This window comes from Prauserella marina (genome assembly GCF_002240355.1).
Classification (GTDB): domain Bacteria; phylum Actinomycetota; class Actinomycetes; order Mycobacteriales; family Pseudonocardiaceae; genus Prauserella_A; species Prauserella_A marina.
Genome location: NZ_CP016353.1, coordinates 2,177,480 through 2,202,668, shown reverse-complemented (window position 1 = coordinate 2,202,668; position 25,189 = coordinate 2,177,480). Strand labels below are relative to the sequence as shown.

The window sequence follows — 25,189 nt, the reverse complement described above, 5'->3', positions numbered from 1 at the left end:
TTCCTGCCGACATGGCGTCGTCACAGATCGATTCGCGCGGTGCAGCACCACATCCGGTCACCCCGGGTGCAACGGCAATGCGGCGCCGACACCCGTTTCGGAATCGGCCCCGACGACACGATCGCCGAGAGGTCGGCCACCGCGCTGGTCACCCGCAGCCCGCCGGGAATCACGTTCACCCTGGTCGACACCGGCACCTGCCCCAGTGACCGGATACGAGCGATGACGCAGCCGAGAACCCCGGCGAGCAGCTCGTCGTCGGTGCCGGCCCGCACCTCGTGCTGAGCCGTCGCGGTCGCCGTCCTCGGCCGGGGCCGCACCCAGCTGTCGGTGAGCGCCGCGAGGACCTGCGCGAAACAGCCCTCTCTCGTCAGGGCCCACGCCGTGATGTGCAGATCCGCGGCGTGGGCGGGGCGATACCCGGCGCCGTCCTGGCCGGTGCGGAGCAAGCTCATGCGCCGATGCTCACGCGTGTCTCCCCCGGCGGGCACCACCCGCACCGGATGAGGGCCCGGCCGGGCTCAGTCGAGTCCTCGCTCGCGCGCCGCGACGACGGCCTGCCTGCGACTGTTCACTCCCAGCTTGGCGTAGATCGCCCTCACGTGGGTCTTGACGGTGTTCACCGAAACGCTGAGCTGCGAGGCGATCTCGTCGAGCTGGCGCGAGGAGGTCAGGCTGTGCAGTACCGCGAGTTCCCTCGTGGTCAGCCTCGCCGTCTCCGCCCGCTCCTCGGTGAATCCGGTCAGTACCGTCCTGACCTTGCCCGCGAAGCCGTTGGTGCTGCCGAATCCACCGAGCTGCTCGACGAGCAGGCGGCGCACGCCCTGATCGACGAAGGCGAAGGGACGCAGCACCTCGGCCGGCTCCGCCAGCCGGAGCGCGGTGTCGAGCGCTTGCCTCGCCAGCGTCCTGCGATGGACCGCGAGCGCGATCGTGGATTCGAGCAGGCTGGCCTCGACGTCGGTCGTCGGCACCAAAGCGGGTGGCTCGCATTCCCGCAACAGGCGCAGCGACCGTACGGCCTCGTCCAGATCGCCGTGCGCGAACGCGGTTCTCGCCTCGATCAGGTGGCTTTCCCTTCCGGCACCGAGCCGGCCCGCCGCCCAGCCGGCGACCTCGCGGGCGAGCGGGAACCGGCTCAGGTCGAGTGCGCACTTGTGCTCGGTGAGTGCCGCCATGGCCACCAGTGCCGCGTCGAGAGGCCGGTCCCCGAGTTCCCTTCTCGCGGCGTGCAGCCGGTCGAGCCCGACAGCCCGCTCTCCCCTGTCGAAACCGGCGGTCGCGGCGACCAGTTCGCCCGCGAACCTCACCATCGGCCACGTCGAGGAAGCCGTTCCCTCGACCGCCCTCAGCGCTCCAGCCGGGTCGAGGTGCACGAGCCTGGCCAGGCCGAGCAGGACCCGGCACAGCGGCACCCACGGTGAGCGCCGCCAGCCGCCGCGCGCGGCGAGCGCAAGCGCTTGCTCACAGGCCAGCTCCATCGCGGGATAGTCCCCTCCGGCCACCTCGACGAAGGACAGCGCGACCTTGGCGTGCAGTGACAGATAGGTGAGGCCGTTCTCCTCGGCGAGATAGTCGGCGATCCGCAGCTCCCGCAGCGCCTCGCTCCGCTCGCCATCGGCGGCCAGCCGCACGGCACGATCGACGCTGTTCCAGGCGGCCAGGGCTGCCGACCCTTCTCCACCGCCCCAGTGAACGAGGGGCGCGGCGCGAGGGAGCTTGCCGAGCGCGCAGGCGTGAGCCGACACGATGAGACGCTGGAACTCGACGAGCGCCGGGCCCGCGGCGGCAGGCCACCTGCCGCGGGCGAGGGCCAGCGCCCGCTCCGCTTCGGTGAATTCGCCCTTCTGCAACCAGGACAACGCCGAGAACAGGATCAGCCACGGATCGGCGTGGGCGAAGGCCGAGCCCGCGGCGGCCACTCCCTCCAGCACCAGATCCGGTTCGCCGAGCAGGAGCAGGTCGATCGCCGTCGACCTCAGCAAGGAGACGACTGCCTGCCCGTCACCGCTGCGGCACGCGTGCCGCAGCGCCTCCTGGTTGTGTCCCTCCTCCGCGAGTGAGGCGGCGACCAGCTTGTGCAGCACGGGCACGAGTTCGGGACTCGACCTGTTCAGGTCGGCGTTCAGGTAGGAACGCAGGAGCGGGTGGATCCGGTACCAGCGACGGTCCTTTCCGTGCACGGTCACCAGTGAGTTCTCGCGTTCGAGCCCGGCCAGCACCTCTCCAGCGCCGGCCTCGCCGGACAGCGTCGCCGCGAGCGCGGGTGTCGCGTTCTCGCACACGCTCAGCAACCGCAGAAGCCTGCTCGCTTTCCGCGGCAAGCGGGAAAGCACTTCGCCGATGAGGAAATCGGCGATGGTCCGGTCCAGACTCGCGTACTCATCGAGAAACCGGTCGGGGTCCGGTGCGTCGCGCAGCGACCTCGCGGCCAGTCGCAGACCGGCGGCCCAGCCGTCGGTCAGCTCCACCAGCCTGCGGGTCTGCCGTTCGGTCAGGTCGACACCGGCCAGACGCAGCAGGGAAGGCACCTCGTCCGCGGAGAACCGGAGGTCGGCCCCATCGAGTTCGGACAGCCGCCCCTCGACCCTCAACCGCGCGAACGGCAGCGGTGGCTCCGACGACGACACCAGAACGAGGCGGAGATTTCTCGGCTGATCACGGACCAGACCGGCCAGCGTCCTGAACGTCTCCCGTCCGGAAAGGACCTGCACGTCATCGAGAACGAGGTGCAGCCTCGTCCTCAGCACCCCGATCGCGTCGACGAGACTGGCCAGCACCGTCGCCGGGTCGCGAGCGCCCCGCACGGCAAGGTCGTGGATCTTGCTGTCCCCTGGCACGACGGGGCATTCGCGGACCGCGCACAGCACGGCGCTGAGGAAGCCCTCGGCCGACAAATCTCCCGGATCGAGCGTGAGCCACGCCTTGTCATGTGTTCCCGTCGCCTCGACCCAGTCGGCGAGTAACAGTGTCTTCCCGTATCCCGGTGGGGCGCACACGAGCGTCACACCCGCCGGGGCCATGGCGCCGTCGAGCCGGTCCCGCAAACCGGGGCGCCGCACGAAATAGTCGGGAACCCGTGGTGGAACGACCTTGGCGCGTGGTGCCTGCCATCGAGAACGCACCCTGCCAGTCAGCGATGTTGCCGCCATTCATCGAGGCTAGGAACGCGGGAGAGTGGGCCCTAGAGCCAAAAGGCACCTTTCCCGTGGTGCTGAGAGACCCGGGTCAATCGAGCGTTCCGTCGCTCCTCGGCGAGAGCAGTCCCTGCCGGATCGCGACCGCGACGGCATCCCTGCGCTTGCTCACGGCCAGTTTCGCGTAGATACCGCGAACATGCGTCTTGACGGTGTTCGGTGAGACCGTCAGGTCGGCGGCGATTTCCTCGATGGAACGCAAAGTGGGCAACAAGCGCAACACACTGCGCTCGCGGTCGGTGAGCGCGGTCGGCAACGGAGGCCGGTTGATTCGCCGCCTGCGGTCGAGCACCCGTCCCGCGTCACCCGGCCTTCCGAGCAGTGCCGTGAGGGTGTCGATGACCTCGGAGGGCGCGAAGACGAGCGGGAACCAGGTTCCGGTCTCCTCGCTGAGGGCCAACGCGCGTTCCAGCAGGCGCTGTTCCCGATCCCGTTCTCCCTGTGCCAACGCGGCGCGAGCACCAACAAGCGTTCCTTCGATCCGCGACCAGCCGAGTGCCGTTGGAACCTTGCCGGTGAGCAGCGGGTCGAGTGAGCGGGCCGCGAGTTTCGGTTTGCCGAGCGCCAACCGCGCGGCGGCCGTCATGAGCAGCAACTCGCCCTCCTCGACCCTTTCCCGCTGGCTCCACCGCAACACGGCGCGGGCCAGTTCGCCCGCGCCCAGCAGCAAGGCCGCGCGGTGTTCGAGCACCGCGCACAACGCCACGCATTCCGGGGGAAGCGCGCGCCCCGTCATGGCCGACCTCGCCTCGCCGAGGCGCCGCAAGCCCTCGTACCAGTCCCCCAGTTCGAAAACGGCGGCGCCCCGCAGCACTGCGGCGGCCAGCGGCAGCGCCGCGTTCCCTCCTGACGGCCAACGCTTGGTGTCCTGTTCGGCGTCACCGGCCCGAGATACGGCTTCGGCGGGGTCGGCGCTCAGCAAGGCGGTGTAGGCCAGGAGCACGGAACCAGCGACCCGCTCGACCGTTCCGCCCTCGTGTCGCGTCCGCGTTTCCACCGCGTGAGCGATCCGGTCCATCGCGCGGTAGTCCGCTTCCCGCTCAGCGATCCGGGCCAGCGAGGTCAGGCACCGGAGAGCCACGTAGTCCTGTCCGGAGGACCCGGCCTCGGCGAGCGTGACCTCGAGGCGTTCGCGGGCGCCGTCCTCTTGCGTCACGGCGGCCCGCTGCGCGACGGCCAGCAACCGCAACGCCGGTTCTCCCGCCATGCCCCTGTCCGCCGCGCCGGCATCCGGTTCGCCGCCGATCTGGGCGAGCCGGGAAAGGACGAACGCCCGCATGGCCGTGAGTTCGGCCGACGCCTCGGGAGGCCAGTTCGCCTCGGCCCTCGTCAGGTGCAGGCCGGCCGTCCCGGTCTCGGCCAGTTCCAGGTGCAGTGCGGCCAGCACGAGCGTGAGAAGCGGATCCTTGGCGAGGGTGTTGTCGTCGAGTGTGCTCAGCGCCCTCCGCAGTATCCGGTGGGCGCCCTCGACGAACAGCCGGACCGCGGACGCGCGCAGTATTCGCCGTAATCGCGCCGGATCTCCCGCCTTGACGGCGTGTTCGAGCGCCGGAGCGGGAAGGTCTCTCGCCAGGAACCACTCCGACGCGCGGGAGTGCAGGGCGGTGAGCGTGTCGGGGTTCCTGCGTCCGAGGTCGGCGAGCAGACAGGACCGCAGCAGGGAAGGAAGCCGGTACTCACCGGATTCCTCTCGCGTGAGGATCATGGTCCGATCCCGCAGTTCGTCCAGCGCGGCCGCCGCGTCCTTCCGGCAGGACAGCGCGATGGCCAGTTCGACGGAGACGGAACCGGCGACCGCGATGGCGAACAGGAATTCGCGAAGCTCGGAATCCAATGTAGACAGTAATTCGTCGTCGAGGTACCGCCGCAGTACCTTGTCGTGGCCCGCGAGCACTTCCTCGGCTCCCCCCTCGCGCACCACGGCGTCCACCGCGATCCTCAAGCCGACCGCCCAGCCCTCGGTTTCCTCCACCAGACGGGTCAGGGTTTCCGGGGGCACTTCGGCTCCCGCGAGCGCGAACAGCGCTTCGGCGTCAGCCTCGGTGAACCGCAACTGCCCTGCCTTGATCTCGAAGAGCTGGTCGGCCAGCCGCAACCTCGCCAGTGACAGCGGAGGGTCCAGCCTGCTCGACAGGATCAGGCGCAATCCGGGCGGCTGATACCGCACGAACGACTGGAGTCCATTGAGGACCACAGGATCGGATAACTCGTGGATTCCGTCGAGGACCAGCACGACCGGCTCGCCGACGAGCGCGTCGTCCACTTCGGCGAGGAAAGCGGGAATCTCGCTGGGCCCGGTGGGAACCTCGATCGCGGCGAGCCTGCCGGCCGAGCCGATCGGCGGGTGGGTCTCCAGCGCATCGAGCAACGCCGACCACAGGCGCCGACCGTCGTTGTCGTCGGCGTCGAGCGACACCCAGCACACACCGGGACCGTTTCGCCGGTGTGCCCATTCGGCCAGGAACAGAGTCTTGCCAGAACCCGCGGGAGCACACACCGTGGTGACCGGGACATCACCGGCCCGATCGAGCACCGGCAGCAACCTCGGTCTCGACACCATGTGTGCCGGCAGGTCCGGCACCGTGATCTTGGTATTCGGCACTCGCCTGCGCGGCATCCGTTCGGCGGCCTCCGGCATCACCCCTCCCCGGGTTTCCCTCATTGTGAGCGGCAACCGGCACGCGTTCCAGTGACCGGGCTCATCTCACCCCCGCGAGGCGAGGCTTCACCCCGGCGCGGGCGGCCACCGTGAGCCCGAAACCGTGAGCGAAGGCAGTGGCGCGGAGGTCGACTCGGCACAGGATGCGGGCATTGTCGGGAAATTCCAGACCTCGCGCCGGGCCCGTGCACCGGTTTCCTTTTCGTTCCAACGGATTCCGGGTGAGGGATATGGACCCACGGCACACGGGCACTGCCGACAGCGGCGACCTGCCCTTCACGCCAGCCGAACGCGCCGAGCTCGCCGATTTGCGCGCCGAGCTGGCCCTGCTGCGTTCGCGGCGCTCGGCTCCCCTGCGCTGGCTGAGGTCGGCAGGCGCGGGAACACTGCTGTTCCTCGGCTGCCTGCTCGTTCCGGTTTCGCTGCTCGCGGTGTGGACCCACAGCCAGGTCGCCGACACCGACCGGTTCGTCGCGACGGCGGCCCCGTTGATTCGGGAGCCGGCCGTGCGGGCCGTCGTGACCGACCGTGTGACGGACGCGGTGTTCGCCCGCATCGACGTCGAGGGGCTCGCGGCGAACGCGGTCGGCGCGCTGGCCGAGCGGGGTGTTCCCCCTGCCGTCACCACGGCACTCGACGGTCTCACCGGGCCACTGGCCGCCGGCGTCCGTGATTTCGTGCACGAGCGGGTCGCCGGTCTGCTCAGCAGGCCCGGAATCGCCGAACTGTGGGAGCGGACGATTCGCGTCGCACACGAGCAGGCGCACGCGGTGCTCTCAGGGGAGAGCGACGCGGTCGTCGTGTCCGGGGGCACGGTGGAACTGGATCTGGCGCCGTTCGCCACCGCGGCCAAGGAGCGGCTCGTCGCGGCGGGCCTCACCGTGGCGGGCCGGATCCCCGAGGTGCACCCGACGATCGCGATCGCCGACGCCTCTTCCCTCGACAAGGCGAGGCGCGCCTATTCGGCGTTCGACAGCCTGGCGGCCTGGCTGCCGTGGATCACCGTTCTGGTACTAGCCCTCGGGGTGTACGTCGCGCGGGGGCACCGGCGGGCGCTCGTGGGCGCCGGAGCGGGCATCGCGCTGAGCATGCTCGTGCTCGCGGGCGGGTTGCTCGTCACGAGGAGTGTCCTCACCGGTGCCGTCCCACCACCCGCGACCATCGCGGCAGGCGAATCCTTCGATCTTCTGGTGCGATTCCTGCGGGACGGGCTGCGCACCCTGTTCGCGGTCGGCGTCGTGCTGGCGCTCGGCGCGTTCCTGGCGGGGCCTTCGGCGACGGCACGGGGTGTGCGGGCGGGAACGGGCTCGTTCATCGGACGGCTACGGTCGGGAAGGGGCCCCGCTGGACCGGCCGCGATCTGGGTCTACCGGCACCAGACCCCGTTGCGGGTGGCTCTGGTCGCGATCGCGGTGGCGGTGTTCGTCTTCCTCGACCGGCCGAGCGGGGTGACGGTGCTGGTCATCAGCATCGTCCTGCTCGGCTGCCTCGCCGTGGTGCAGTTCATCGGCAGGCCACCCCGGGAATCGGCGCCAGGCGATTCACCCGGCGCAACCGAGGCGAGCCGCTGAGGCCCTCACCGCGAAGTCGTGGACTGGCCGGACTCACACAGGGTCGCCGCGTCTCGCACGCCCGTGAGCGCCTCGCCACCGGCGGCACGCGCACTTTGCAGGTCGGGAGGCTGGGCCGTCAGCGCGGTCTCCAGCTCCCCCAGCGCGGTCTTTGCCGTGTTCAGCGCCGCTCCGGCCTCGGCTCCGATCACCCCGCTCGCCCTGTCGATCGCGGTGCGGAGGTCCGTGGCCGCTGCCCTGACCTCGTCGCCGGTCGCCTGTCCCCCCGCGAACCGGGTAACCGTGTCGAGGAGATCCCGGCCGCTGGTGAGCAGTGCCGCGCACTCCTGCTCCACTGGGCCGGAGGAGGGCGGGCTCGTCGTGGCCGAGGTCGCCGACGTGGACGCGGAACTGGGTGGCGTCCGCGTGCCACCACCTTCGTCCTGCGCACACCCCGCGGAAACGGCCGCGATGGCCGCGATGGCTGCGACACGGGCGAGCGCGCCACGTCCGGACCGCGACAAGACACCGGTCACGAGTCCTCACCCTCTTCCTCGTCCTCGTTGCCCTCCCCGTCCGGGCGAGCCTTGCGCTCGCCGTCGTCCTTCGCCTCACGAGTTGCGGGTGACGTGCGGGGAAGGCGGGGGCCCCAGTCGTAGATCACCACGGTGCGCAGGAGCAGATCCTGCAAGGAACGGCGGTGCCGACCGGCAAGGATCCACAGCAGGCCCCAGGGAAACAGCACACACGCCAGCGCCCTGACACAGGCTTGGCCCCAGCGCAGCCGAAATCCGCGCGCGCCGAGCACCCGCAGTCCCAGCAGCTGATCGCCCACGGTACGCGCGGTTCCGGCCCAGCACACGGAAAGGTAGAGCACCGCGAGCACGAACCAGGCCAGCACCAGCGCTTCCCTGCCGGGGACGGGGAACGCGAACCCGGTGGGGTCGATCAGGAATCCCAGCGCGGCGAAGGCGAGGTAGAGCATCCCCAGCAACACCACGACGACCAGACCGTCGACGATCGCGGCCACTCCCCGGCTCACGAAGCCCGCCCTTTTTCCTTGAAAAGCCCGTGCCTCCTGGGGGAGGCCGCTCAGCCAGGATTGCCGGTGCGCCCGTCGTTCACTCGTCATGTCCCCGCGCCGCGGTGTCCCTCCGGCCGCCGAACCGGCGCGATACCGCGTCGTCCGCGGCCACCAGCCTGATCCGGACGTCCCGCACACTTTCCGATGCGACGGATCCGGTCGACGTGCGGATGATCTCGGGAAGGTCGATCTCGGCGAGTACCTCGCGCACGATGCCGGGGAGGTCGAGGCGGTCGAGTGCGTCGGTGACGAGAACGGGCGTGACGAACCGGTAGCCGCGAAGCGCCGCTTCGCCGACCTGACGCCGCCTGCGGACACCGCGCCCCGCGAGCTCCCTGACGAAGCGGGGCCAGCGTTCCGGTGCCAGTAGTCCTCCGGTGAGGGGCCGGAGGACCAGCACGAGGCGGCCCGCGCTCTCGGCGAGCACGTCGGCCACGCCGATGACCACGTCGGCGATCACCGGATCGGCGTCCTCGCGCGGCAACAACAGTTGTTCGGTGGTCGTCATGTCAATGCCCCTCGCGGATGGTGCCGGACCCGGCCGCGCGGCACAACGCGGCATGGTCGTGGTCGTTCATCTCGGCGCACGCCGAGGCGAATTCGCGCACCGCGCAGTCGAAAACGGGACCCGAACCGAGGTAGGCGGCGATGGCGACGGCGTCACCCGACCTGGCGTGTGCCCTGGCCAGGGTCCAGCCGCACAACCGCCCATAGGCGAGCAAGCCGTCAGGGACCATGCTCTCCACGGGCACGGAACCCTTGCCGTCACGCAATTGCCTGATGTAGAAGTCCCTGTCCTTTCCGTCGAACCCGGTCACGGCGACCCAGCCGAGGAAAATGTCGCTGACCGCCTGCATCAGCCGCTGTCCGACGATCACCCGTTGCCCGTGATTGGAGTATTCGCCGCGGCCGGTGAACTGTTCCAGCACCGACGGCCCCGCTTCCTTGGCCTGCAGGAAAAGCGGGTCCGCTTCGTCGTGCCCGAGCAACAACAGCATCCAGCACCTGGTCCCGACACTGCCGACGCCGACGACCATCCGCGCGACGTCCACCAGCGAATACCGGTCGAGCAGTACCCTGCGCTCCGGTTCCAGCGTCTCGCGGTAGGCGGCAAGCACCCTTTCGATCCGCGCGAAGGCAGCGTCACCCCCGTCCTCCGCCTGCCCTTCGACGGGAACGACCCGAGGGGGATCAGGTTCGATCCGGAGGGAGCCGCCCTCGGCCGTCGTGAATCTGGCGAGCGATCCGAGCTGGTCGTGGGACCTGGCTTTGACCACCGTGCGGTCGAGCCGCTTCTTGCCCGCCGCGCTCAGCTTCGGGGCCGCGAGTGCCCGCACCGCGTCCACCTCGGCGATGGCGTACCACACCTCCAGGGCCGTGCGGCCCGCGAAATCGCGCATCGCCTGTCGGTAGGCACCCACCGTGGCGAGCACGGCCCTCGTCCGTTCGGCCGTGGAGAACCCGTTGCCACGCCCCGCGATCTCCACGCTCGCCGCGAGCCGCTTGACGTCCCACTCCCATGGCCCCTTCGCGGTCTCGTCGAAGTCGTTGATGTCGAAGACGAGCCTGCGCTCGGGCGAGGCGAAGAGACCGAAGTTCGCGAGGTGCGCGTCGCCGCACGCCTGGACGGTGAATCCGGTGGCCGGGGTCAGGGCGAGGTCGTGGGCCATGGGAAGGGCGGCGCCCCGGAAGTAGGCGAACGGGGAGGCCGCCATGCGCTCATACCGGATTCCGGCGAGTGAGGGAACCCTCGCGCGATCCTGCGCAGCCAGCAGTTCGAGAGGTGTCCTGCCCAGCCCTCGCTCGAAGGCCGCGTGACTCGACCTCGGGGTCTCCGCTCTCGCGGCCCTTCCTTCGGCGGCTCGTTCCGCGCGGGACGCGCTCCGCGCCACGACGGCCGTACCGGTTCGCACGCTCATCGGCGCAGGATTACCCCCGGGCGCGACCGATCACCTCCCCTGCCGGGGGTGAGGCCGGTTCATCCTGGCGGGGTGACGTCGGCTCGCCTCGGCGCCGCGACCATGCGCACCGTGTCAGCTCATGCCGGTACGGCCCGCCCTTCGGTGTGGCGCGTAGTGAACGCGGCGGTGGCGATCGCCACCGCTCTGGCGGCGCTTGGTGTCACGATCGCCTTCATCGCCGACAGTCCGGTGCGGGTGGTGCTCGCGGTGGTCCTTCTCGCCGTGGCCGTGAGCGGCAGCTGGGCCGCGCTCGTGAACAGGGGCGCCCGCAGGCTGCTCGCCTGCTCGGTCGCTGTGGTGACTCTGTTGTCATTGCTCGCGCTGCCGGGACCGCGCACCTACCTCGTGCTGATGGTGGTGATCGGCCTGTGCCTCCTGTCCACCGCGGCGGCGAGGGTCGCGCTCGCGGGCGAAGTCGGCTCGGCATCTCCCGGGGCACGCGTTCCACCGGCCGCGCGAGGTGTGCTGTTGCTCAATCCCCGCTCGGGCGGAGGCAAGGTGGAACGGTTCCGGCTCGACACCACGGCAAGGGAACGGGGTGTCGCGACCGTCGTCATGAGCGCGGGGGACGACGTGCGCGCGCTGGCCGAACGTGCCGTCGCGGAAGGCGCGGACGTACTGGGCATGGCAGGGGGCGACGGTTCACAGGCGATCGTCGCCGACGTCGCCCGTGAGCACGGCGTCGCGTTCGTGTGTGTCCCGGCGGGCACCCGCAACCACTTCGCGCTCGATCTCGGCCTCGACAGGGACGACATGCCCACCGCGCTCGACGCCTTCGGCCCGGCGATCGAACGACGGGTCGACCTCGCGGCAGTCAACGGAAGGGTGTTCGTCAACAACGCCTCGCTCGGCGTCTACGCGGCGCTCGTGCGGTCTCCCGGATACCGGGAGGCGAAGTTCGCGACGGTCGCAAGGACACTGCCCGATCTGCTCGGCCCCAAGGCCGCTTCCGCCGATCTGCGGTTCACCGGCCCCGGGCCGGTGGAGGGACCACCAGCCGACATCGTCGTGGTGTCCAACGGCGCGTACCGCCTCGAACACCTGACCGGATTCGGCAGCAGGGAACGGCTCGACGCGGGCACGCTCGGTGTCGTGACGATCAGTGTCGACAGGGCCGTCGACGTACCCGCGCTGGTTTCGGCAGAGCTGACCGGGCGGCTCCGCGACTTTCACGGTTACCGGTCCTGGCTGACCCCCGAGTTCATCGTCGACTCCGGACAGGCGCTTGTCGACGTCGGGATCGACGGCGAGGAACTGCGGCTGCCTCCTCCGCTGCGGTTCATCAGCCTTCCCTCGGCGTTGCGGGTGCGCGTGCCACGTCCGCCGCACCCACCGATGGAAGCGGTCCGGGTGTTCCGCGTACGGTGGCCGGGCTCGTGCGTGTCCTGTTACGGCGGCCGTCCGGACGGTCGCCGTGACAGCACCGGCCGCCACCGTCCGGATGACCGTTCTCGCACCGGCCCTCACACCACTTGCGACTCGTCTTCGGCCTCGGCGAACGCCTGCCGCAGCCGCTCTTCCTGCTCGTGCGAGAGGTTCGTGGTGATCAGCGAGGCGCCGGTCTCCCTGAACGAGCCCAGCACCCGGTCGGCCACGGCCTCGCTGCTCACCACGAACAGCGCCGATGTTCCAGGAACGACCTGCCGTCTGACCTCGGCGACGAAGTCCTCGTCGATTCCGGCGTGGGCCAGCGAACCGGCGAGCGCACCGAAGGCGGCGCCCACCGCCGTGCCGAGCAGAGGCACGAAAAACAGCAGTCCGAACAGGAATCCCCAGAAACCCCCTCCGAGCGCGCCGCTTCCGGTGAGCTTGCCGAGGTCCTTGGTCTTGGGCTTCTTCCTGCCCTCGGGCCAGGAGACGTAGGCGGCGTCATTGATCCTGATCAACTGTTCCTTCTGGAGCCTGGTCAGCAGGTGCAACGCTTGCTCTGCCCCGCTCGCGGAGTCGAACTTCCACACCGTCAGCGTCCCCATCACATGCCTCCTTCGTCGGCGGACCCGCTCGTGGTGTCCGTCGGCGACCCTCACCGTGGGGGCGGTGTCCTGCCATCACCCGCCGATGGTGAGACGGCGCGTTCATCCGCACCGGATGAGGACGGCTACCGGTTCTTCCGCTGCGATTCCCCGGGGAGGAACCAGTCATGAGCGACAACGCGAAACCACAGCGGGCGACCGGATGGACCGGCTGGGTGGCCTTCTGCGGCATGATGCTGGTGCTGCTGGGGTCATTCCACGCGATCGAAGGTCTGGTCGCCGTGTTCGACAGCGCCTACTCCGACACCGGTTCGCCGGGGCTGGTGGCCCGACTGGGCTATCCGGCCTGGGGCTGGCTGCAAGCGGGGCTGGGCGCCGTCGCCGTACTCACCGGCGTCGGCGTGCTTTCGGGCAACTCAGCGGCACGGGTCGGCGGCGTCGTGTTCGCCGCCGCCAGCGCCGTGACGCACCTGCTGTTCTCTTCCGCCTCGACCGCCGGGACGGCGATCGTGGTCGCCATCGACGTCATCGTGATCTACGCACTCGTAGCGCACGGCCGTGAGATCACGCTGCGCGACTAGGCCGTGGCTGATGATCCTCTGACGCCGCGCTGGCCTCGCGCGGCAGGGCAACGGAATTGTCAGACACGGACTAACAGACTCACCCCGCACGGGCGGAGCGGTGGCGGCGGCGGCGACGCAGGACGGTGAGCGCGCAATCCGGAGAAGGGAGAAATCATGACTCAGCACACGCATCACGACACCGGCAACCGCACCGGCCCGGCCACCGCGAACCAGCGACCCCAGCCAGCACGGGAATTGCCCATCACCCGCACATCGTGGGTGAACTGGATCTGGTTCGCGGGCGCGATGATGATCCTGCTCGGGATGTTCAATGTCATTCAGGGGCTCGTCGCGCTGCTCAACGACCAGTACTACGTGGTAGGCCCGTCCGGGCTGCTGGTCTTCGACATCACCGGCTGGGGCTGGGTGCAGCTCGGCCTCGGCGCGGCGGCGGTCACGGCGGGGTTGTGCCTGTTCACCGGCGCGATGTGGGCCAGGGTCGTCGCGGTGGGGCTGGCCGCCGTCAACGCGGTTGCCCAGATGGCCTTCCTCGCGGCCAACCCCGTGTGGTGCACGATCGTCATCGCGCTCGACATACTCGTGATCTGGGCCGTTGTCGTCCACGGCAAGGAAGTCAAGGTCGAGCAGTGGTGAATCAGCTGCGGAATCACGCGGGGCCAGCGGCCACGGCTCGCTCGCGGGGCAGGAAAGCGGCGGCACCGAGCCCGCCCACTCCGGCCACCGCCAGCACGATCATCGCCGCGGCGTAGCTGTGCGAGGTCAGTCCGGAAACCAGGATCGTCCCGGCGATGGCCGTGCCCAGTGAGGAACCGAGGTTGGACACGCAGCGCGAGACCCCGGAGATCTCGCCCTGCTGTTCATCCCCGAACCCCGACTGCACCACGTTGACCGACGGCGTCAACATCAGTCCGAGGCCGAGCCCGATGAAGAACAACCCCGGCGCGAACGGCCACGGTGATGTGAACAGGCCCGCGAATGCCAGCAGCAGCCCCATACCGGCGACCGTCAGCACGAAACCGGCCATGATCAAGCTGCGCTGTTCCCTTCGTTTCGCCAACCGTTCGGCCAGCAGCGACGACCCGAGCAGGCCGATGGTGGCCGGAGTGAAGATCACTCCGGTCTCGATCGCGTTGTAATGCCGCACGACCTGTAGATAGGTCGCCACCACGAACGAGGAACCCAGCAGCATCAGCCATTGCAGATTCTGGGTGACGAGGCCGAGATTGACGACCTTGTTCTTGAACATACTGGTCGAGACCAATACCGCCTTTCCGGCGTGCTCCCTCACCCGCACCCTGGCAAAGAACCCCGCGAGCACGAGCGACCCGGCCGCCAGCAAAGCCAGGGTGAGCCAGATGTTGTTGTCGGCCGCGAGAATTCCTAGCACCAGCGTGACCAGGCCGACGGCCGACAACACCGTACCGCCGACGTCGAAGGAACGCCCGGTTTCCGCGGGGAGTGGGTCGGTGATCTTGCGCCCGAGCACGATGATCACGATGATGATCAGCACCTGGAAGCCGAACGTGGCACGCCAGCCGATCCCCGACGTGATGAGCCCGCCGATCAACGGCCCTGCCGCGGCGCCGACGCCGCCCATCGCCATGATGGCCCCGAAGGCTTTGGCCCTCGACGCGAGATCGGTGAACAGCAACGTGGTGAGAATGTAAACCGGCGGGATCAGCAGCGCGGTGCCGATCCCTTCGAGTATCGAGTTGCCGAGAAAAAGCACGACGATTCCCGGCGCGAGCGCGCTGAGCAACGCCCCGGCCCCGTAGAGCGCGAGTCCCGCGACGAAACACCGCTTCCTGCCGAGAAGATCGGTCAGCTTCCCGCCCGGAATCATCAGCGCTGCCATGACGAGCAGGAAAGCGGTGATCACCAGTTGGACCCCGTGCACCGAGGTGTCGAGGTCGGTACTGATGTCGTTGATCATCACGTTCATCGCGGAGCCCGCGAAACTGCAAATGAACTGCGCCAGCGCCAGCGGTACCAGCACCGCCGTTCCGGCTCCCGCCCGTTCGGACATGAGCCCGACGCTACGGATTCCGCCGCCAGCCAACAGGGTACTTGGTCCCGACCTCTTCGCGAGCGCGCCGACCGCGAACAGGACGGCCCCGGTCGCCGGTCACTCAGCGGCGAGCGGAATCAGTGCAAATGCAACAGTACGAAGTTCTTCAATACCACCATGAGCACGCCGAGCAGAGCCGCGACCGTGGTGACGGCGATCAGCGGAACTCCCCGCAACCGCGCGGCCATTCCCGCCGACCAGGCGTGAAAAACCAGCAGCAGTACCGCGGCCACGAGACCGACGTTCGCGGCCGTGACCGGCGAGGCACCGGCGAGCCAGGCCAGCAGCAAAGCCACCAGCGGCCCGTAGGAGGCCGTCACCATCGGCCAGGTCGCGGCCAGCTCGGCGCGAATTCGCCCGGCACTGGGCAGTTTCCCCGCCTCGGCGTGCTGGCCGAGCAACACCGCGTACTCCTCGGCAAGCCAATACACCAGCAAGGTGGCGACGACGGCGACCGCGAGCGCCGCGGTGGACAACGCTTCCCCGGCCGCCGTCAGAACAGCCGCTGCGACGATCGCGCCGTAGATGCCGGACGCACGGCGCCGCCCGCTGCCCGACTCTCTCGTCGCCGTGTCTCGCGAAGCCCGCGCCATGTCACCCTCACTTCGCCGCCCGTCCACGCGACCGTGGGGATTCACGGAAATCCGTGTCTCCCGGTGAACGTTGCCCGCACTTGCCGTCCATGCGGTCACCTGTACCCATCGGACGGTGTTCCTCCCGACGAGGCAAGAGGCTTTCGGCCTGTTTCGGCCGGACGTCGCGATGTGCTCGCGAACCATTGTGGACACCGGGGCATCCCGGCACCCTCACTCCCCCGTTTCGCCGTCGATACGCTCGCGCAGCAGATCGGCGTGCCCGTTGTGCCGGGCGTATTCCTCGATCATGTGAATGAGCACCCAGCGAAGCGAGTAGCCGAGATCGCCGTGGTGGCGGACGGTATCGAGCGACTCGATCGCGGCCACGATCTCGCTCGATCGCGCGCACGCCTTGTTCCAGACGGCGAACGCCTCGTCCGGCTCGGCGTCGTCGACATCGAACTCGGCGTAGTCGCCGTCGGGACGCATCCCCCAATAGGTGTCAAGCTGCTCGCCGTTCATGACCTTCTCGAACCAACCCCGCTCGATCTCGGCCATGTGCCGCACGAGGCCGATCAGCGACATATCGGACGGCGGGACGGTCTTACGCCTCAGTTGTTCCGCGTTCAGCCCCGCGCACTTGACGGCAAGGGTCTGGCGCTGGAAATCCAGGAAACCCGTCAGGGAAGCGCGTTCGTCACCCTCACGGGGCGGATGAGTTCTCGGATCCTCGTTCATGGCCGAATCCTGGCCTATCCAGATGGGGAAGGCGACCGGGTTGTTCGTTCACGGGTGTAATTCGCTCGCGAGGAGCCCGGTTCCGGGCAACGTGGTGCGACCGATGCACCAGGCAGCCAAGTCGACGAGGTGTTGTCTCTTCCCAAAATTAATCGATTCAGGCTCTGTATACTCGCAGGTCAAGAAGTGTCTTCCCCGCACACGCGGGGGTGGTCCCTGGAGCAAGGCGAGCCGGTCGGCCCCAGGATCGTCTTCCCCGCACACGCGGGGGTGGTCCCCACATAGGACGCGCGGTAGTGGTTCGGGACACGTCTTCCCCGCACACGCGGGGGTGGTCCGTACTCCCAGTACACGAGCACCTTCGGCAGCGGGTCTTCCCCGCACACGCGGGGGTGGTCCGTCTCTACGACCGACCGGACACCATCGACGATCGTCTTCCCCGCACACGCGGGGGTGGTCCCCACAGGAACAGCAGTTTCTGTTGGGTTTCGTAGTCTTCCCCGCACACGCGGGGGTGGTCCCTGGTTCTTCCAGGTGTTGATTCCCTTGATGTAGTCTTCCCCGCACACGCGGGGGTGGTCCCTCGGCCATGAGCCCGCGCACGTATTCGCGGTCGTCTTCCCCGCACACGCGGGGGTGGTCCCGTTGCCGAGATCAACGCGCCGGTGCCCTCCGAGTCTTCCCCGCACACGCGGGGTGGTCCGCGCCCTCAGTCCGACGCCGCGCCACCGCTCCAGTCTTCCCCGCACACGCGGGGGTGGTCCTGGCAGCACGGGTCCCGCCGTTACGGCAATTTGAGTCTTCCCCGCACACGCGGGGGTGGTCCGTTGAAGTACTTCGCCTGGTCGACGACGAGCAGGTCTTCCCCACACCCGCGGGGCGGTCCGGGTTCAAGTCCCGTTACTCACCCACGTTCTGTCTTCCTCGCGCGCCCGCGCCGCCTCCATCACCTCCAGCGCTGTAAGCATCTCTCCCCAAGGCCCGGCCGACCGCAATTTCCCTACCCAATCACCCTTAGAAATAAACCAGCACGCTCCCGAAATTCGTTATCATCCGACAGCACTACTGCGACACCACAAGAAATCACCGGATACGCCTCGGACTGGTCAGAAATGACTACATCACGCTTTGGTCACCACGGAAGAACCGAGTAACACCTGTTCCTTCTGGTGAGATATACCCGCATCAGATCCCGAAAACCGAATTGCTCGACACCATCCACTGAGGGACGCATGTCGAACGGTATTGCCTGGTTGTCGCCCTGGGGGAAGACAACGCGCGACCAGAACGGAATTGTCGAACGATGGTTGCCGCTGATACAGCACCTGGAAGACAGTGCCGGCGTAGCTCGCCTCATCGTCGACGAATGGCTTCCTCATCAGACGAGGTCATTCCTCGAACGCGACCTTGAAGGGTCACCGGTCACCGCTTCGACTCTCGTCGTTTGGCTTGCCGGAATACACGACGTCGGCAAGGCGAGCCCGGCTTTCGCGGTTCAGGTCCCGGAACTGACAAACAGGATGACCCGGCACGGACTCGCGATGAATCCATTGCAGGCAAAGGATTCTGACCGCTCAAAGGTGTCACATGGACTCGTGGGACACCTCGCGGTACGGGATTGGCTGACACACGAAATAGGTCTTCCCAGTCGCGGCCTGGCGAATCAATTGGCATCAGTCGTAGGTAGTCACCACGGCGTGGCTCCAGAACCAACACAGCTGAGTCTCGTCACCCGGCGTCCAGATTTGGCGGGCGACACAGCTTGGCAAGATGCGCGCCGTGCAATTCTGCGTCACATGACCGGTGTCGTATGCGAGCCGTCACTTCTCACCTCACTATCCGAGTCGCGCATGTCCAAATCCAGTCTCGTATTGCTGACCGCAGTCGTCATCATGGCGGACTGGATAGCCTCAAACGAGGATTTCTTCCCGTTCGAACCCATTTCCACGGCCGATCGCCAACCATGGCTTCCTGACCGGAAAACCACCGCCGCTCGGGTCGAAAAAGCATGGGAACAGTTGGATCTGCCACCTCGGTGGCTTCCCGTCGCTCCGTGTCCGGATATCCAGGACTTGTTCCGTACTCGCTTTCCGCAAGTTTCTCACGCACGCCCCGTCCAGGTCGCGATGACGGAGGTCGCGCGGGCGATACGCGGTGCAGGAATGGTGATCGTCGAAGCGCCAATGGGAGTTGGCAAGACCGAAGCGGCGCTGGTCGCGGCGGAGGAGCTGGCACACACCTCCGGTGCTGGTGGCGTGCTGATCGCATTACCGACCCAGGCTACGACGGACGCGATGTTCTCGCGGGTCCGTGAGTGGATAAAAGCTTTGCCCAGCAACGATTCAACAGCCATCTCGCTGGTGCTGGCGCACGGCAAGGCGTCGTTGAACGACGAGTACGCCGGACTGATGCGCCGTGGCCGGTTCGCCGACGTCGGCGAAAGCAACGACGAGAACGTCGTCGTGCATGAATGGCTCCGTGGACGGAAGAAAGGGCTTCTCGCCTCCTTCGCGGTGTGCACGATCGATCAGATTCTGGTGGGCGGGCTGAAAAGCCGCCACGTAATGCTGCGGCACCTTGCCTTGGCCGGAAAGGTCGTGGTGATCGACGAAGTCCACGCCTACGACGTCTACATGTCGCAATACCTGCACCGCATCCTGCACTGGCTGGGAACCTACGGCGTTCCGGTGGTGCTGTTGTCGGCGACGCTGCCTCCGGCCCGCAGGGCCGAATTACTCCACGCCTACGGCGAAGGCAGCGGCACCAGCGCCGTGATACCGGACGAGTCCGACGTGGGCTATCCGGCCGTCCTCAGTTCACGCGGCGAAGTCCGTACCGTCCACGCGGACGCCGGGCCGGAGGTCACCCTCGACCGGCTACCGGACGACCTCGACACACTCGTGGCCTACCTGCGCACGCACCTCGCCGACGGCGGTTGCGCGGCCGTGGTGCGCAACACCGTTACCCGGGTTCAGGAAACCGCGGACCGGCTGGCCGCCGAGTTCGGCGAAAACGCGATCACGGTGAACCACTCGCGTTTCCTTGCCTGCGACCGGTCCCGGATCGACAAGGACCTCGTCCACCGATTTGGACCGTCCACTCGGGACAATTCCAGGCCCTCGACTCACATCGTGGTCGCCTCACAAGTCCTGGAACAGTCACTGGACGTCGACTTCGATCTGCTCGTGACCGACCTGGCGCCCGCGGACCTGGTACTACAGCGGATGGGCCGCCTCCACCGGCACCTCCGCGACCGGCCACCGGGTGTGCGCTTTCCGCGCTGCGCGATCACCGGAGTCGAGGACTGGGCAGCGTTCCCAGTGCGGGCGGTCACGGGGTCGCGCCGCGTGTATCGCGAGCATCCGTTACTGCGGTCGGCCGCGTTGTTCACCGACCGCAGCACGGTCACCTTGCCGACAGACATTCCCAGTCTCGTGCGTGACGCATACGCGGACACTCCTCTCGGCCCGGCCAGCTGGCAACCGGAAATGGCCGATGCCGCCAAGCGTGCCTCGGCCGACGCCGTCGAACGCGTGAACCGTGCGGCGACGTACTTGCTCGGTGACCCGGATTCACCCGAGAGGAGCCTCGTCGGATGGCTGCGGGCCGGAGTGGGAGACGGCGAAAGCCAACAAGGGTTGGCGCAGGTTCGGGATGGCGCGGAATCACTCGAAGTCCTTGTGGTGCAACGCGACCACGATGGCGGACTGCGCACCGCTGACTGGCTCGAACGGGGCGCGGGTATTCAGCTGCCTCTGGACGAGCCCGTGCCCAGCCGAGATGCCCGCGTGGTCGCGGCCTGCACCCTGCGGCTGCCGCTCGCCCTGTCTCACCCCGGGGTCATCGACGCCGTGATCGCCGCGCTCGAACACGACGCACATCCCGACAGCTTCCGCGCGACACCCATGTTGGCGGGGCAGCTCATCCTGGCCCTGGACGACAACCGGCAGACCGGGATCCGTGCGGGCGACCAGACTTTCCTGCTCACCTACGACCTCCACAAGGGACTGCTCCATGACCGGATCTGACAGTCACCCGTTCGACCTGCTGACTGAACCGTGGCTACCCGTGCGCACCATCTCCGGCGAGACCGTGGAACTGTCGTTGCGCGAGGTGTTCGGAAAAGCACACGACCTCGTCGCGATCTCCGGTGACCTGGCGACCCAGGACGTCGCCTTACTCCGGCTATTGCTGGCCGTGCTGCACCGCGCGGTCGGCGGACCCCGCGACCTCGATCACTGGGAACAGCTCTGGTCCGGCAAGGAACTTCCCCACGCGCGGATCGAGGACTACCTCGACTCGCATCGAGACCGGTTCGCCCTCTTCCATCCCGAGACCCCGTTCTTCCAGGTTGCCGGATTGCGGACAGCCAAAGGTGAAACCGCTGAACTGAGCAAGCTCATCGCGGACGTCCCCAATGGACATCCATTCTTCACCACTCGGCTGGGCAGCGATCTGTCGCTGTCGTTCGCCGAGGCCGCCCGCTGGGTGGTGCACTGCCAAGCGTTCGATCCGTCCGGCATCAAGACCGGGCCGGTCGACGATCCACGCACCAAAGGCGGGCGCGGATACCCGATCGGAACCGGATGGGCGGGACGGGTCGGCAGCGTGCTCGTCGAAGGCGCGACATTGCGCGATACACTGCTGTTGAACCTGATCGCCTCGGACTTCGGCGACACCGCCCGTTCACCAGGCGATGACCTGCCCGCATGGGAACGCCCTGTCGCCCTTCCGGGCGGCACACGCGACCCGAGCGGACCACTGGATCTCTACACCTGGCAGGCGCGCAGAATCCGCCTCGTCCCCGACAACGGCAAGGTCACCAGTGTCCTGATCTGCAACGGCGAGGCGATCGACACCAAGAACAGGCACAACGACGAGCCGCTGACCGCGTGGCGGCGCAGCGCCGCGCAGGAGAAACAGCACCGCTTGCCTCAGGTCTACATGCCACGTCAGCATGACCCTTCGCGAGCTATCTGGCGCGGTCTGCAATCCCTGCTTCCCGCCGCGTTCGAGAACAGCGTCCAGAACGCGACGGCGGCGTCCGGGCTGACTGCCGTTGTGCTGGACTGGGTGAGCGGTTTGACGCTCGAAGGCGCACTGCCCGGTGACTTCCCACTGCGGCTGCGCACCGTCGGCATGAAGTACGGCAGCAAAGACGCGGTGACCGAAGACATCGTCGACGACGCCCTCTCGCTCCATGCGGTCCTGTTGCGCCAGGATGCCGTCGAACTCGTCGGCACCGTACTGTCGTGTGTTTCGGCCGCGGAGCAAGCCGCACGAGCGCTCGGGCAGTTGGCGCTCAACGTCGCACAGGCCGCGGGAAAATCGCCACCGAAACCTTCCGGGGCCAATCCCTCGGACGTGTCCGACAGGGACCGCGCGACAGAGCTGGCCTACGGGCAACTCGATATCGCCTTCCGCAAGTGGATTCCTGGACTTGGCCCGAAAACCGACCCGACGCAAGCTCAGCGGGAATGGCACCACAACGTGAAACAGGAGATCGACCCTCTCGGCGACGACATCCTGGCGCGTGCTCCCGCAGTCGCCATCACCGGCCGTCAGGTCGGCGGACGGCTCGTGACCGCCGCGCACGCCCAGTCCTGGTTCTATCTGGCACTGAGCAAGGCAATACCGATGGCCTTCGACCGTGGACCGCAAGGGAGTTCCTCATGACCCAGGTGCGACCGAACAAGCCCTGGATCGGCAGCATCACCAGGGACGTGGTCAATAAGCGCGTCAAAGGACTGCAACGCGAGGCGCTGCGCGACCGCCCCGAAGCGGTGGCCGCGTTGGCACGGCTTCGCCGTGGCGTCGGAAAACCTCCCGGTGAAATCGGCGACATCCTCACCTACACCCTCGACGACCAACTGGTCCGCGAGCACGAGGTGAATCGCGATCAACCCACGGTCGGCGAGTTCGCCGCGCACCACAGCCTCACCCTTTACGCGCTACACCAGCAGGCCCAGAACAAAGCCATGCACCACGAAGGTCCACAGTACGAACTCGGCCGCTCGATTCGCATGCTCATCGCCGACCACACCTTTCCTGACCGGCACCCCGTTATCACCAGGTTCCAGGCTTTCAGCACCTCCGACAGCCTCGGCGAACTCGTGCACCACCTTCGCGGAATCATCCAGCTTTTGCGCGGAGAGAGCGTTCCGCTGGACTACGGGTTGCTTGCCGAGAAACTTGTGCGCTGGCAACTGCGCGGCGAGGACCAGGTGAGGATGGTCTGGAGCCGCGAGTTCTACATCATGCGCCGACGCGACGCCAAGCCTCGCACCGACACCACCGACACCACCCCGGAGAACTCATGAATCGCACTATTGTAGACATTCACGTCATCCAGACCGTCCCACCGAGCAACATCAACCGCGACGACACCGGAAGTCCGAAAACGGCTGTATACGGTGGAAAACGCCGGGCGAGAGTCTCCAGCCAGGCGTGGAAACGTGCCACCCGCGACGACTTCTCGTCCTTTCTGGACTTGAGCGAACTCGGCATGCGCACCAAGCGGGTCGTCGAATTGCTCACCGAAAGCATCCAGAAGCAGGACACCGACCTCGTCGACCAGGCCGAAGAACTGGCGACCGAGGTATTGAGCAAAGCGGGAATCAAACTCAAGGCTGCCCGCAAGAAAGACGCCCCTCAAGAGGCGGGTTACCTGCTGTTCCTCAGCAACAACCAGATCGAAGCCCTCGCCGAACTCGCCGTCGATGCCGCACACAACGGCGACGGCACAGTATCCAAACAGGATGCCAAAGCACGGGCGGACCGGCAGCACTCCGTGGATATCGCGCTGTTCGGGCGGATGGTCGCCGACGACGCCGACCTCAACGTCGACGCCGCCGCCCAGGTCGCGCACGCGCTCAGTGTTCACGAGGTGAGCAACGAGTACGACTACTACACCGCCGTGGACGACCACAAGCGCGCCGATGAGGAAGAGGATGCCGGTGCGGGCATGATCGGCACGGTGGAATTCAACTCGTCCACTCTCTACCGCTACGCCACGGTCGACGTCGATCGATTGCGGGACAACCTTGGCGACGTCGAGGCCACTCGCCGGGCCGTGGTGGCGTTCGCACGCTCGTTCGTCACGAGCATGCCTACCGGCAAGCAGAACACCTTCGCCAACCGCACTCTGCCCGATGCCGTGCTGATCCTCGTCCGCGACACGCAGTCGATGAACCTTGTCGGCGCGTTCGAGGAGGTCGTCGACGAGCGGGAATCCTCAGGGCGGATCGGCAGCGCCCTCACCCGGCTGGTCGGCTACGGGACCGACCTTCACGCCGCGTATGACGAGACACCGGTCGCGGGCTGGAGTGTCGGCATCGGTGAACGCGCGGAGGTGCTGACCGGGCTGGCGTCGCGTACGTCCTTCGAGTCCGCGACGACCGCGCTGAGCGAACTCGTCGCCGAGCGACTGGGAACATCATGACGGTCTTGCTGCTGCGGCTGGCCGCGCCCCTGCAATCCTGGGGCACCGGCAGCCGCTTCTCGCGCCGCAACACCGACCGCGTCCCCAGCAAGAGCGGCATCATCGGTTTGCTCGCGGCGGCCGAAGGGCGTCGCCGCACCGAGTCCATCGCCGATCTCCGGCAGTTGCGGCTTGGTGTCCGGATCGAGCAGGCGGGGCAGATCGAACGCGACTTCCAGACCGCGCAGAGCGTCGACAGGTCGGAATCCATGCCGCTGTCATATCGTTTCTACCTTGCGGACGCGGTGTTTCTTGTCGCGATCGAGGGCGAACCCGAGCTACTGGACGGACTGAACGAATCCCTGCGGCGCCCGGCGTTCCCCTTGTTCCTCGGCCGACGCTCGTGTCCGCCGACAGGCCCCCTCGTCCTGGCTATTCGCGAGGGGACCATCGCCGAGGTCTTCAGAAATGAGCCGTGGCAGGCCACCTCCCGGGTGCGGAAAGCCAGGCGAGACTCCCTGGTGACGCTGGAAACCGTGATCGACTGCGAGGCGGGCACGGACGGCAGCATCCTTGTCCGCGACGACCCGGCGAGCTTCGATCCCCGTCACCGCAAGCATGACTGGCGGTCGGTACTCCCCGACAGCGTCGCTGGCGTTACCAACCCCGACTACGCCCACGAACCGATGGACTTACTGCCAGAAGATGTCACATGAGCCACCTCACTCGATACGAATTCAACACCGCTCGCCGCGGCACCCGTTGGTTGCTTTCCTCACCTCAGCGGTTGCATGCCGCCGTGTTGTCGTCGTTTCCCAGCGAACTGACCCAGTCTGCTGAGGACGGACGAATTCTATGGAGATTGGACAGTCGTCCTCATCAGACGCTGCTGTACATGGTCAGTCCTCATCGCCCCGACCTCACCCACCTCGTCGAGGAAACCGGCTGGCCGCGCATCCGAGAATGGGAAACTCGCGACTACGATCCTTTACTGACTCGCCTCGCGCCGGGGCAACGCTGGACGTTCCGGCTCACCGCCAATCCTGCTCAGTCCCGCCGAAGATCCGAAACAGCGAGCCGATCGCAGCGTTTCGGCCACGTCACCGTCGCCCAGCAGACGCAATGGCTGCTCGACCGTGTCCAGAAACACGGATTCGCCGTCGTGGAAGGCAAAAGCAAGGAACCCGACGTCGCCGTCCAAGGCAGGCACACGTGGAAGTTCACCAGGAGCGGGCAAACGGTCACCATCGCGACGGTCGTGTTCGAGGGGACGCTGGAAGTCACTGATCCCGCCGCGCTCCGATTCGCCCTCATAAACGGAATCGGCCCCGCGAAAGGCTACGGTTGCGGCTTGCTCACTCTCGCCGCGGCGAGATAGCC

20 protein-coding genes, 1 pseudogene and 1 CRISPR repeat array are annotated in these 25,189 nt (G+C 67.5%); of the genes and pseudogenes, 10 read left to right on the top strand and 11 right to left on the bottom strand.

Annotation, left to right across the window (positions count from 1 at the left end; translation table 11 throughout):
- Positions 1–20 precede the first annotated feature (20 nt).
- From BAY61_RS10185 to BAY61_RS10175, 3 genes are all read right to left on the bottom strand, one after another.
- Entirely contained in the window at positions 21–455 is a 435-nt protein-coding gene (locus tag BAY61_RS10185) for an archease (protein WP_091795541.1), read from the bottom strand.
- A 66-nt stretch (positions 456–521) separates the two neighbouring features.
- On the bottom strand, positions 522–3,152 hold the full coding sequence (locus BAY61_RS10180; RefSeq protein ID WP_091795538.1) for a winged helix-turn-helix domain-containing protein: 2,631 nt from the start codon (positions 3,150–3,152) through the stop codon (positions 522–524).
- 76 nt (positions 3,153–3,228) lie between these two features.
- Positions 3,229–5,835 carry a winged helix-turn-helix domain-containing protein gene (locus tag BAY61_RS10175; protein WP_091795535.1) on the bottom strand — a complete coding sequence of 869 codons (2,607 nt, stop codon included), beginning with the start codon at positions 5,833–5,835 and terminating at the stop codon, positions 3,229–3,231.
- Positions 5,836–6,086: 251 nt separating this feature from the next.
- Here BAY61_RS10175 and BAY61_RS10170 point away from each other — a divergent pair, with 251 nt between their 5' ends.
- On the top strand, positions 6,087–7,427 hold the full coding sequence (locus BAY61_RS10170) for a hypothetical protein (RefSeq protein ID WP_091795532.1): 1,341 nt from the start codon (positions 6,087–6,089) through the stop codon (positions 7,425–7,427).
- Positions 7,428–7,432: 5 nt separating this feature from the next.
- On the opposite strand, the gene BAY61_RS10165 is transcribed toward BAY61_RS10170, so the two are convergent.
- The 4 genes from BAY61_RS10165 to BAY61_RS10150 all read right to left on the bottom strand — a co-directional run bounded on the left by BAY61_RS10165 (position 7,433) and on the right by BAY61_RS10150 (position 10,409).
- A complete protein-coding gene (locus tag BAY61_RS10165; RefSeq protein ID WP_091795529.1) occupies positions 7,433–7,942 on the bottom strand; it encodes a hypothetical protein in 510 nt (169 codons plus the stop codon).
- Positions 7,939–8,448 (bottom strand): RDD family protein, encoded by a 510-nt coding sequence (locus tag BAY61_RS10160; RefSeq protein WP_245865958.1) that lies wholly within the window; start codon positions 8,446–8,448, stop codon positions 7,939–7,941. The genes BAY61_RS10165 and BAY61_RS10160 overlap by 4 nt, the downstream gene beginning before the upstream one ends.
- A 79-nt stretch (positions 8,449–8,527) precedes the next feature.
- Positions 8,528–8,998 (bottom strand): hypothetical protein, encoded by a 471-nt coding sequence (locus BAY61_RS10155; RefSeq protein ID WP_091795522.1) that lies wholly within the window; start codon positions 8,996–8,998, stop codon positions 8,528–8,530.
- 1 nt (position 8,999) lies between these two features.
- Positions 9,000–10,409: a DUF2252 domain-containing protein gene (locus BAY61_RS10150; protein ID WP_091795519.1), complete on the bottom strand. Its 1,410-nt coding sequence runs from the start codon at positions 10,407–10,409 to the stop codon at positions 9,000–9,002.
- A gap of 102 nt (positions 10,410–10,511) precedes the next feature.
- Between BAY61_RS10150 and BAY61_RS33895 the strand changes: the two are divergent.
- A pseudogene (locus BAY61_RS33895) lies at positions 10,512–11,204 on the top strand (diacylglycerol/lipid kinase family protein); the annotation flags it as partial.
- Between the two features lie 710 nt (positions 11,205–11,914).
- Here the strand turns inward: BAY61_RS33895 and BAY61_RS10140 are convergent.
- Positions 11,915–12,424, bottom strand: coding sequence for a DUF1269 domain-containing protein (locus BAY61_RS10140; protein ID WP_091798582.1), 510 nt, complete (start codon positions 12,422–12,424; stop codon positions 11,915–11,917).
- A 167-nt stretch (positions 12,425–12,591) separates the two neighbouring features.
- Here BAY61_RS10140 and BAY61_RS10135 point away from each other — a divergent pair, with 167 nt between their 5' ends.
- Together BAY61_RS10135 and BAY61_RS10130 are read left to right on the top strand one after the other, a co-directional pair.
- Positions 12,592–13,005: a DUF7144 family membrane protein gene (locus BAY61_RS10135; RefSeq protein ID WP_091795516.1), complete on the top strand. Its 414-nt coding sequence runs from the start codon at positions 12,592–12,594 to the stop codon at positions 13,003–13,005.
- A 156-nt stretch (positions 13,006–13,161) separates the two neighbouring features.
- Positions 13,162–13,641: a DUF7144 family membrane protein gene (locus BAY61_RS10130; protein ID WP_170140047.1), complete on the top strand. Its 480-nt coding sequence runs from the start codon at positions 13,162–13,164 to the stop codon at positions 13,639–13,641.
- Between the two features lie 13 nt (positions 13,642–13,654).
- Here BAY61_RS10130 and BAY61_RS10125 read toward each other — a convergent pair whose 3' ends face one another.
- From BAY61_RS10125 to BAY61_RS10115, 3 genes are all read right to left on the bottom strand, one after another.
- A complete protein-coding gene (locus BAY61_RS10125) occupies positions 13,655–15,034 on the bottom strand; it encodes an MFS transporter (protein WP_091795513.1) in 1,380 nt (459 codons plus the stop codon).
- 119 nt (positions 15,035–15,153) lie between these two features.
- A complete protein-coding gene (locus BAY61_RS10120; RefSeq protein ID WP_091795510.1) occupies positions 15,154–15,669 on the bottom strand; it encodes a hypothetical protein in 516 nt (171 codons plus the stop codon).
- Positions 15,670–15,882: 213 nt separating this feature from the next.
- A complete protein-coding gene (locus tag BAY61_RS10115; protein ID WP_091795507.1) occupies positions 15,883–16,389 on the bottom strand; it encodes a DinB family protein in 507 nt (168 codons plus the stop codon).
- Positions 16,390–16,577: 188 nt separating this feature from the next.
- Positions 16,578–17,216: direct repeats of the CRISPR family, unit length 29 nt; unit sequence GTCTTCCCCGCACACGCGGGGGTGGTCCC.
- A gap of 405 nt (positions 17,217–17,621) precedes the next feature.
- On the opposite strand from BAY61_RS10115, the gene BAY61_RS10110 reads away from it, so the two are divergent.
- Genes BAY61_RS10110 through cas6e form a run of 6 tightly spaced genes read left to right on the top strand, consistent with a single transcriptional unit; the run spans position 17,622 to position 25,187 of the window.
- On the top strand, positions 17,622–20,417 hold the full coding sequence (locus tag BAY61_RS10110) for a CRISPR-associated helicase/endonuclease Cas3 (protein ID WP_091795504.1): 2,796 nt from the start codon (positions 17,622–17,624) through the stop codon (positions 20,415–20,417).
- On the top strand, positions 20,404–22,065 hold the full coding sequence (gene casA, locus BAY61_RS10105) for a type I-E CRISPR-associated protein Cse1/CasA (protein ID WP_091795501.1): 1,662 nt from the start codon (positions 20,404–20,406) through the stop codon (positions 22,063–22,065). The genes BAY61_RS10110 and casA overlap by 14 nt, the downstream gene beginning before the upstream one ends.
- On the top strand, positions 22,062–22,709 hold the full coding sequence (casB, locus tag BAY61_RS10100; protein WP_091795499.1) for a type I-E CRISPR-associated protein Cse2/CasB: 648 nt from the start codon (positions 22,062–22,064) through the stop codon (positions 22,707–22,709). The genes casA and casB overlap by 4 nt, the downstream gene beginning before the upstream one ends.
- A complete protein-coding gene (gene cas7e / locus BAY61_RS10095) occupies positions 22,706–23,830 on the top strand; it encodes a type I-E CRISPR-associated protein Cas7/Cse4/CasC (RefSeq protein ID WP_091795496.1) in 1,125 nt (374 codons plus the stop codon). Before casB ends, cas7e begins: the two co-directional genes overlap by 4 nt.
- Positions 23,827–24,525, top strand: a complete 699-nt coding sequence (gene cas5e / locus BAY61_RS10090; RefSeq protein WP_091795492.1) for a type I-E CRISPR-associated protein Cas5/CasD — start codon at positions 23,827–23,829, stop codon at positions 24,523–24,525. The genes cas7e and cas5e overlap by 4 nt, the downstream gene beginning before the upstream one ends.
- Positions 24,522–25,187, top strand: a complete 666-nt coding sequence (cas6e, locus tag BAY61_RS10085) for a type I-E CRISPR-associated protein Cas6/Cse3/CasE (RefSeq protein WP_091795489.1) — start codon at positions 24,522–24,524, stop codon at positions 25,185–25,187. Before cas5e ends, cas6e begins: the two co-directional genes overlap by 4 nt.
- Positions 25,188–25,189 lie beyond the last annotated feature (2 nt).

Coding starts and splice junctions, on each gene's coding strand:
- BAY61_RS10185 (WP_091795541.1), bottom strand. CDS start 455: ATGAGCTTGCTCCGCACCGGCCAGGACGGCGCCGGGTATCGCCCCGCC.
- BAY61_RS10180 (WP_091795538.1), bottom strand. CDS start 3,152: ATGGCGGCAACATCGCTGACTGGCAGGGTGCGTTCTCGATGGCAGGCA.
- BAY61_RS10115 (WP_091795507.1), bottom strand. CDS start 16,389: ATGAACGAGGATCCGAGAACTCATCCGCCCCGTGAGGGTGACGAACGC.
- BAY61_RS10175 (WP_091795535.1), bottom strand. CDS start 5,835: ATGCCGGAGGCCGCCGAACGGATGCCGCGCAGGCGAGTGCCGAATACC.
- BAY61_RS10140 (WP_091798582.1), bottom strand. CDS start 12,424: ATGGGGACGCTGACGGTGTGGAAGTTCGACTCCGCGAGCGGGGCAGAG.
- BAY61_RS10130 (WP_170140047.1), top strand. CDS start 13,162: ATGACTCAGCACACGCATCACGACACCGGCAACCGCACCGGCCCGGCC.
- BAY61_RS10170 (WP_091795532.1), top strand. CDS start 6,087: ATGGACCCACGGCACACGGGCACTGCCGACAGCGGCGACCTGCCCTTC.
- cas6e (WP_091795489.1), top strand. CDS start 24,522: ATGAGCCACCTCACTCGATACGAATTCAACACCGCTCGCCGCGGCACC.
- cas7e (WP_091795496.1), top strand. CDS start 22,706: ATGAATCGCACTATTGTAGACATTCACGTCATCCAGACCGTCCCACCG.
- BAY61_RS10125 (WP_091795513.1), bottom strand. CDS start 15,034: ATGTCCGAACGGGCGGGAGCCGGAACGGCGGTGCTGGTACCGCTGGCG.
- BAY61_RS10155 (WP_091795522.1), bottom strand. CDS start 8,998: ATGACGACCACCGAACAACTGTTGTTGCCGCGCGAGGACGCCGATCCG.
- BAY61_RS10135 (WP_091795516.1), top strand. CDS start 12,592: ATGAGCGACAACGCGAAACCACAGCGGGCGACCGGATGGACCGGCTGG.
- casA (WP_091795501.1), top strand. CDS start 20,404: ATGACCGGATCTGACAGTCACCCGTTCGACCTGCTGACTGAACCGTGG.
- BAY61_RS10150 (WP_091795519.1), bottom strand. CDS start 10,409: ATGAGCGTGCGAACCGGTACGGCCGTCGTGGCGCGGAGCGCGTCCCGC.
- casB (WP_091795499.1), top strand. CDS start 22,062: ATGACCCAGGTGCGACCGAACAAGCCCTGGATCGGCAGCATCACCAGG.
- BAY61_RS10110 (WP_091795504.1), top strand. CDS start 17,622: ATGTCGAACGGTATTGCCTGGTTGTCGCCCTGGGGGAAGACAACGCGC.
- BAY61_RS10120 (WP_091795510.1), bottom strand. CDS start 15,669: ATGGCGCGGGCTTCGCGAGACACGGCGACGAGAGAGTCGGGCAGCGGG.
- cas5e (WP_091795492.1), top strand. CDS start 23,827: ATGACGGTCTTGCTGCTGCGGCTGGCCGCGCCCCTGCAATCCTGGGGC.